The sequence below is a fragment of the Bacteroidota bacterium genome, assembly GCA_018831055.1.
Lineage (GTDB): Bacteria > Bacteroidota > Bacteroidia > Bacteroidales > B18-G4 > M55B132.
Window position 1 is genome coordinate 1 of sequence record JAHJRE010000147.1, and the last position, 7,218, is coordinate 7,218.

At 40.2% G+C, this 7,218-nt stretch carries 10 protein-coding genes; 5 read left to right on the forward strand and 5 right to left on the reverse strand.

From position 1 onward, the window contains the following. Positions 1 to 148: 148 nt before the first annotated feature. From KKA81_09590 to KKA81_09605, 4 genes are all read right to left on the reverse strand, one after another. Positions 149 to 301: a hypothetical protein gene (locus KKA81_09590; GenBank protein ID MBU2651175.1), complete on the reverse strand. Its 153-nt coding sequence runs from the start codon at positions 299 to 301 to the stop codon at positions 149 to 151. Positions 302 to 380: 79 nt separating this feature from the next. Further along, entirely contained in the window at positions 381 to 2,291 is a 1,911-nt protein-coding gene (locus KKA81_09595; protein MBU2651176.1) for a beta-lactamase family protein, read from the reverse strand. Further along, the gene (locus KKA81_09600; protein ID MBU2651177.1) at positions 2,288 to 2,614 is read right to left on the reverse strand and encodes a hypothetical protein; all 327 of its coding nucleotides are present in this window, start codon (positions 2,612 to 2,614) and stop codon (positions 2,288 to 2,290) included. The genes KKA81_09595 and KKA81_09600 overlap by 4 nt, the downstream gene beginning before the upstream one ends. Before the next feature lie 46 nt (positions 2,615 to 2,660). Next, entirely contained in the window at positions 2,661 to 3,164 is a 504-nt protein-coding gene (locus KKA81_09605) for a carboxypeptidase-like regulatory domain-containing protein (GenBank protein MBU2651178.1), read from the reverse strand. A gap of 174 nt (positions 3,165 to 3,338) precedes the next feature. Here KKA81_09605 and KKA81_09610 point away from each other — a divergent pair, with 174 nt between their 5' ends. Next, a complete protein-coding gene (locus KKA81_09610) occupies positions 3,339 to 4,358 on the forward strand; it encodes a histidine kinase (protein MBU2651179.1) in 1,020 nt (339 codons plus the stop codon). Beyond that, positions 4,355 to 5,086 (forward strand): LytTR family DNA-binding domain-containing protein, encoded by a 732-nt coding sequence (locus KKA81_09615; protein ID MBU2651180.1) that lies wholly within the window; start codon positions 4,355 to 4,357, stop codon positions 5,084 to 5,086. Before KKA81_09610 ends, KKA81_09615 begins: the two co-directional genes overlap by 4 nt. 165 nt (positions 5,087 to 5,251) lie before the next feature. On the opposite strand, the gene KKA81_09620 is transcribed toward KKA81_09615, so the two are convergent. Then, positions 5,252 to 5,407, reverse strand: coding sequence for a hypothetical protein (locus KKA81_09620; GenBank protein ID MBU2651181.1), 156 nt, complete (start codon positions 5,405 to 5,407; stop codon positions 5,252 to 5,254). 107 nt (positions 5,408 to 5,514) lie between these two features. Here KKA81_09620 and KKA81_09625 point away from each other — a divergent pair, with 107 nt between their 5' ends. The 3 genes from KKA81_09625 to KKA81_09635 form a co-directional block, all read left to right on the forward strand. Beyond that, complete coding sequence (locus KKA81_09625; GenBank protein MBU2651182.1) at positions 5,515 to 5,814, forward strand: nucleotidyltransferase domain-containing protein; 300 nt, start codon at positions 5,515 to 5,517, stop codon at positions 5,812 to 5,814. After that, positions 5,804 to 6,154 carry a DUF86 domain-containing protein gene (locus KKA81_09630; GenBank protein MBU2651183.1) on the forward strand — a complete coding sequence of 117 codons (351 nt, stop codon included), beginning with the start codon at positions 5,804 to 5,806 and terminating at the stop codon, positions 6,152 to 6,154. Before KKA81_09625 ends, KKA81_09630 begins: the two co-directional genes overlap by 11 nt. Before the next feature lie 18 nt (positions 6,155 to 6,172). Continuing rightward, on the forward strand, positions 6,173 to 7,218 hold a 1,046-nt coding region (locus tag KKA81_09635; GenBank protein MBU2651184.1), incomplete at its 3' end, for a PAS domain-containing protein.

Below are 7,218 nucleotides of genomic sequence, written 5' to 3' on the forward strand. Positions count from 1 at the left end.
AGAATGATTTGCGATTCTGTATTCTGTATTCTGTATTGTCAATGGGATTGACAATGGGCAATTTAATATTGTCAATGCATTGCAAATAGAAAATATTCAATTGCCCATCCTATTGAAAATACAGAATACAGAATACAGAATTAAGAATTCATCCTGCTCCAGCCAACACCACCTTCACGCCCTCCCTTTCTTTCCCGTTCACGCTGATGGCCGCCACATAGGCTTTCTGGGGCAGTCTGTTTCCGGGATCATCTTTGCTTCTCCGGGAAAAAGAGGCGGAATTCCATCCTTCTGTTTTCATGAATAGGAAATTGTAGTGATCTAATTTGTCTGATATGGTAAAAAGGGAAATGGTGAATGGTTATTAGGGTTGAGTATTATCACTCCCACAACCTGATACCAATAATGCCCCAGTAAGTCAAATATATCGATAATGACATTAAGGCAAGATAGATCAAACCAAAATAAATGCGTGTTGTTAGCATCAATGGTATTTTAAAGCTTCTTGCATATAGATAAATGCCTGTGATGGTTAGGATCGGGAATAATATTGTACTGATGCAAAGAAGTATATTGCCCCAGGATTTCATTCCCATTTCCAGGATTGTTGGAGGGTAAACGACAAAAGGCATAATGCCGGCTACAAGGATGATTATTATTCCTAAAGGCACAAGTTTCATTAATGTGGAATTAACTTTATAGGACTTTCTTCTCAATATTCTGATTAATACCCAAATTCCAATGGCTATAAAATATGGGATGACAGAAATTATTATTCCCCAGCTGCCAAAGAAAAAGCTTCTGAGCAGTATGGGTTTTAATTTCGAGACCCGGCAGAAATAGCCATGCGCAGAAGTATAGATCATCTTCCCTTTATTATCTTTTACAAAAGCCAGTGTAGGCCCGGGCTCTCCTTTCCTACAAAAGAGGTTGTCATGAAGATGAATCAATGGTTTGCTATCTCCCATAAAGGATTGTGTGAACAAGCTTCCTTCTTTGTTGGTGACATTGATCCCGCCTGTGATCTTTTCCATAAAACTGCCGAGTTCTGACCTGGGGTTGCAAGGTTCATAATAACCGGTGAATTCATCAGGATTAAAATTCTCATTATTTTCTTTTACAATGTTTTCCGGTATTCTGTCCTCCCATTTACCCATTACTTTCCACATCCAGGATATCAATGTCTCATCAAAGGTCATATCGAACTGGTTTTGGAGTATAACAAATCCAATATCCAGATCAGGGCAATAGTAATATGCTGAAAGGTACCCCGGGACTGCCCCGCTATGGCCAAACCATACCTTTCCATTCCGGATTGTGGAGCCTACACCAAAACTATAACCGTTCATTAAGCCTGAGCGGGCTGCCAGAGTGGATTCCGGTTTTCCTACGTGACCAAACTGTATTTGTGATACCAGTTCCTTTCCGTCGATCGTCCCGCTGTTGAGCATCAGAATTAAAAACCTTGACATATCCCTGATGGATGAATAAACGGCTCCGGCAGGTTCATCATAGTCATACCATATGGGATATTCTATAAGTTCTTTGTCATAGGGAATGGCGTTTTCCACATTCAAACGTTCTTTATTTCCGTAACCCGTATTCTGCATTCCTGCAGGTTCAAATATCTTTTCCTGTAAATATTTAGCCATTGTTTTGTCTGCTGCTTTTTCCAGTAAATATCCTGCCAGGGTGAATCCAGGACTTGAATAGCTATAACGCGTTCCGGGCTCCCAACGGGCCCTGAGCAGATGATCCTTGGCAAGCAATGCCTCTTTGGTTGACAAAAGTGGTTTGCGGAAGTAAAACCAGTTCGGACGGCTGTCTTCGAAACCGGAGCTGTGCTCCAAAAGATGGATGATTCTGACCGGATCCGTTTCCGACCAGGGGTTTTTTAGCGGAATCTCTGGTGCCACTTCGTTTACACATGCATCCATATTAACCAGACCTTCCTGGTCAGCAATTAAAAATGCCAGTCCGGTAAAGCTTTTTGAACAGGATCCAATGCAAAACCGGGTATCCTGGGAAACAGTCTTTTTGCCTTTCAGGTCTGCATAACCAAATACCCCTGACCATAAAACAGAATCACAGTTGACGATTGCTATAGCTGCTCCCGGAATCAAATGACTGCTTAATATAATGGAATCCGCTTCTTTTTCCAGTGAATTGATCTTATCCTTATAATCCTGTGAAAAGACCTGACCGGCAAAGGTGAAGATCCACATCATTGATACTACTACTTTCAGGCATACTACTGCCAGGCCTGGGAATATCCTTTGGTTATTTTTCATTTTATTTTTGATTTGAAATCATCAGTTGCCAAAATGATTGAATAATTGCCCCAAAATGCCTCATCATAAGGGCCGAGTTGGTCAGAAAAGTCCATACCGGACTGCAGGAGCTTGTCATTGTTAATTGCTTTGCCATCTTCAATTAAGGAAGATATCATTAACTCTCTTTCCGTGGTGTATATATATTCCTTGTCCTTCCTGGTCAGCTTGTTAACATCAATAAAAAATATACTTTTAAGGTACCATCTCCCGCTAATTTGGGAATAATTGACAGTAACATCCACAGAAACGGTCTCAAATGTTATTCCTGCAAATATTCTCATTAATCGCAATTGAAATTTTGAAGGCTGCTCGGCCAGTATACCGTATTCATTGTACCCCCAATGCACCTTTATGATAGGTTTCTCCCTCACGGATCAATTCCCTGTAGAATCCAAGGGTTGTGAATGGGTCCATTTCGTAATTTTCAGGGATCTTTTTAATAGCTGCTTCAACAATTTCTTTTGCATCCATAGCCCTTACCTTGAACTCAGCAAGTTGCACCGGGTCGGAAACAAGTTTGAAAAGATTGATCGAATCACTGAATTCATGCAAAGGAATGGAATAGCTTTTATAGCCTATGTAAGACACAACAACTGTATCAGAAAGGTCGGTCTTTTGGGTGTTCAGGACAAACATGCCATCCATGTTTGACACGCATCCGATGTTTTTGCCCTGCACGTTGATATTTGCATAATGAAGGGGCTGTCCTGACCGGCTGTCAATAATTTTTCCATAAACACGGTTATTGCTTTGTCCTTTCATGATCTTATTGTAGGCAATTATCATAAAAAACATTGATATCCAGATAATAATTAGTCTATAGTTCTTCATCAGGATCATTTTTTCTCAAAGGTCTGCACACACATTGGATTTTAATAATTTATAGGATGAACGAGAGGAGAATGTGATGAGCCATAGATATGAAGGGACGAATGAAGTTCATCACAAAATTCTTCTTATCAGCTTAATTTTCATGTAATTTTGATCCTGTTTGAGATAGAAAATATGAACAGTTCCAGGCTGAACAATATTGCAATTAATATTTACGCATGGCTTGCTCTGATGCTATTGTTTTTTACGGTATTGTACTATTTTACGGATTTTCAGTTTGCAATCAGCTTTATAATATTTATCATTTTTCCGGTTATATTACCTGTATATATACACTTTTGCCTGGTCGACAGGTTTTTCCTGAAGAAAAAGTTTTTCAAATATTCCGTCTACACCTTGCTTCTGGTGACAATATCCGGTTTTCTTGCCCAATACATTGCCGATGTATCGATTAATACTGATGATTTTTATTTCGGGGGCTATCTGAATCCTTTAATATTCATTTTGATTTCTACAGGAATTAAAGGGTTCAGAGATAACCTGAGAAACAAGATTAAATTGACCGAGGCAGAAGCAGCAAAAGCCCGGGCGGAATCCGAACTACGGTATGCAGAATCAAGGCAGGCCTTCGCAGAGCTGGAATTTCTAAAATCGCAGGTTAATCCACACTTCCTGTTTAATAACCTGAATAATATTTATTCTCTGGTCCTTGAAAATTCGGAATACACTGCAGAAGCTATAATGAAGCTCTCGGAACTTATGCGTTACATTATAGATTCAGGAAAGAATAATTTGATCGGAATTGATAAAGAACTTGACTTTATTAAAAATTATGTTTCGATAGAAGAATTGAGGCTGAAGAACAAGTGTGTGATAAGTCTTAATATTCAAGGAAATAGCAATAAACTCAGCCTTCCTCCTATGCTGATGCTACCACTTGTTGAGAATGCTTTTAAGCATGGCATTGGGACAGATGTAAAGAAAAATTTCATCGAAATAAATATTACAATTACAGGCAAACGGTTTGAATTAAATATTCACAACAGCATTGGAAAGAAAAATGCCGGGGAAAATAATGGAACAGGTATCATTAATCTGGAGAAGCGGCTCAGGATCCTTTATCCGGAAAGTTATATGTTGGAAATATCCCAAAACGATGGTAATTATCACAGTCAATTGAAGATCAACTTATGAAATTGAAATGCATCATAGTAGACGATGAGGAATTGGCACTAAATGTACTTGAGAATTATATTGACCGCATAAGTGACCTTGAGTTGGTTGGCAGGTTTGGCAATGCTGTTGAAACGTTATCATTTCTAAGAAGGAAAGAGGTGGGCCTGATGTTCCTGGATATCAATATGCCAGAGATATCTGGAATGGAGATGCTTAGCACCCTGAAAGATCACCCTATGGTAATTCTGACAACCGCTTATTCTGAGTATGCGGTAGATAGTTACGAGCATGAGGTGATCGACTATCTATTGAAACCCATTTCCTTTGAGCGTTTCGTCAAAGCCGTGAATAAAGCTTTGTTACAATATGGCATGTATAACCAGGATCCAATGGATCCGGGACAGGTGGGAAATGTCGATTACTTTTTCATGAAGCATGATGGCATCACACGGCGTTTTGATCACAATGAAATATGCTTCCTGGAGTCCTATGGTAATTATGTAAAAATTCATACAACCGATAGATCATACACCATCAGAGCCACATTACAGGATTTGGAGAATATGCTTCCTTCAATTATTTTTATCAGGGCCCATAAATCATATTTGGTCAATCTTTCTAAAATTTCAAAAGTATCAGGCAACAGGATATTTATCAATTCCACTGAGATCCCCATCGGAGCAACATACAAGCAGTTTGTCATGCAGAAGGTTATAGGCAAAGGAAAGTATATTGTTGGACATTAAGATGGAGAGGTATGGAGCAGGAAGAGAATGATTTGCAATTCTGTATTCTGTATTCTGTATTGTCAATTGAATTGACAATGGGCAATTTAATATTGTCAATGCATTGCAAATAGAAAATATTCAATTGCCGATCCTATTGCACATACAGAATACAGAATTCAGAATTCATCCCGCTCCCCCCAGAACCACCTTCACCGTCTCCCTTTCTTTCCCGTTCACGATGATAGCCATCACATAGGTGCCTTGGAGCAGTTTGTTTCCAAAATCATCTTTGCCTCTCCAGGTGATGGTGCCGCTGCCGGGGTGGGTTTCGACATCCATTAAAGGGGCTAGGTGCCTGATGTATTACAAGTGATAATGTTTTGCTTTGATTATGAAAATAAATGATAATGATGTATCTTCGTAAAAGTTAATAACCAAAAAATTCAATGGTATATATAATAGACGTCATACCCGAAATTTGTAAAATTTGCCAGACTTTCCATGTCAGGAAATTGGAATTGTTTGGATCAGCTTTGCAAACAAATTCTAAAGAGAATAATGACATTGATTTTCTGATTGAGTTTAAGGAGGAAGCTAAACAGGAACTGTTTAATAATTATTTTGACATTAAATTTCAACTGGAAAAACTGCTTCATAAAGATGTTGATGTAGTTATGAAATCATCACTTAAGAATCCTTATTTCATAAGAGGTATTGGAAACACAAAGACAATTTATGAGGATTAAAATTAATAAGTATTTATATGATGCCTTAATAGCTTCAAAATCGATATTGGATTTTGTAAAGCAGAAAAATTTCAACGATTATAATGAAGATGAAATGTTACAATCTGCAGTCGAGAGAAAGTTTGAGATCATAGGGGAATCATTGAATCGTATAAAGCAATTGGATGAAGATTTTCTTAAGGTAAATATTAGTGATGCATACAAAATAATTGGATTCAGAAATATTTTAATCCACGGATATGACATGATAGACAATGATGTTGTATGGAATGCAATAGAAAAAAGACTGCCCGTTTTGATTCTCGAGATCGAAAGGATTTTAGGGGAAAATGACAAATAAGACTATTATCAATTTCCCATGACCCCCATCAAATACAACCTCCTTATCATCTTCCGCGTTCTCCTCATCGCATTGATGTTATTTGTCTTCCTTTTTTCCCTCAGGCAGCAAGCCTGGTACATGACCGCCACCGTCTCCGGCGTCCTTGTCCCGGTGCTGCTGGCAGAACTGATCTGGTTCCTGCACCGCAAAGACAGGGAGCTGGCGCGCTTCCTGATGGCCATCAGGCAAAAGGACTTTACAGGATACGGCTTTACGCCGGAAAACACCAAAGATTCGCGGCTGCATGAGGCTTTCCGTGAGATCATCCGGGAATTCAATACGATAAGCATCGAAAAAGAGATGCATTACCAGTACCTTCAGGCCATCGTGGAGCATGTGCGTATCGCCCTGATCAGCATGGATGCGGATGGAAGGGTTGAATTCTTTAACCGGGAAGCCGCAAACTTGCTGGGGATCAAGCTGCTGCGTAATGTCGATGACTTGATAACTGTTGATCCTGAATTACCTTCTCAGATCAGAAGCCTTCGCCCCGGAAAGGCAAAGCTCATGCGCCTGAACAGGGGAGGGGAGATGCTGCATCTTTCTCTTTCTTCCAATGTCATCCGCCTTCGCGACCGCGAACTTGTCCTGCTTACCCTTCAGGATATCCGCAACGCCCTCGATGAGCAGGAACTGGAATCCTGGAAGAAGCTGATAAAGATACTCCGTCACGAGATCATGAACTCCGTCACCCCGGTCACCTCCCTGAGCGCTGCCATGAACCGTATGTTGCAGCAGGATGTAGAGGAAAGGAACGACGGTGGTTTCCTTCCTGCCGGCGAGCTTGAAGACCTTCGCAACAGCATGCAGACCATCGAAAAGCGCAGCAAAGGCCTGCTGAAGTTCGTAGATACATACCGCACCCTGACAAAGATCCCCAAACCTGTTTTTCGTGAAAGTTCTGTTAAGGAAGTTGTTGACCACGTGCTGGTGCTCCTGGGAACGGAACTGGAAGGAATTTCTATTATGGCAGATCACAAGAACAAAGATCTCAGCATCCAGGCCGACCCAGACCTCCTGGG

Coding starts and splice junctions, on each gene's coding strand:
- KKA81_09590 (MBU2651175.1), bottom strand. CDS start 301: ATGAAAACAGAAGGATGGAATTCCGCCTCTTTTTCCCGGAGAAGCAAA.
- KKA81_09615 (MBU2651180.1), top strand. CDS start 4,355: ATGAAATTGAAATGCATCATAGTAGACGATGAGGAATTGGCACTAAAT.
- KKA81_09620 (MBU2651181.1), bottom strand. CDS start 5,407: ATGGATGTCGAAACCCACCCCGGCAGCGGCACCATCACCTGGAGAGGC.
- KKA81_09600 (MBU2651177.1), bottom strand. CDS start 2,614: ATGAGAATATTTGCAGGAATAACATTTGAGACCGTTTCTGTGGATGTT.
- KKA81_09610 (MBU2651179.1), top strand. CDS start 3,339: ATGAACAGTTCCAGGCTGAACAATATTGCAATTAATATTTACGCATGG.
- KKA81_09625 (MBU2651182.1), top strand. CDS start 5,515: ATGGTATATATAATAGACGTCATACCCGAAATTTGTAAAATTTGCCAG.
- KKA81_09595 (MBU2651176.1), bottom strand. CDS start 2,291: ATGAAAAATAACCAAAGGATATTCCCAGGCCTGGCAGTAGTATGCCTG.
- KKA81_09630 (MBU2651183.1), top strand. CDS start 5,804: ATGAGGATTAAAATTAATAAGTATTTATATGATGCCTTAATAGCTTCA.
- KKA81_09605 (MBU2651178.1), bottom strand. CDS start 3,164: ATGAAGAACTATAGACTAATTATTATCTGGATATCAATGTTTTTTATG.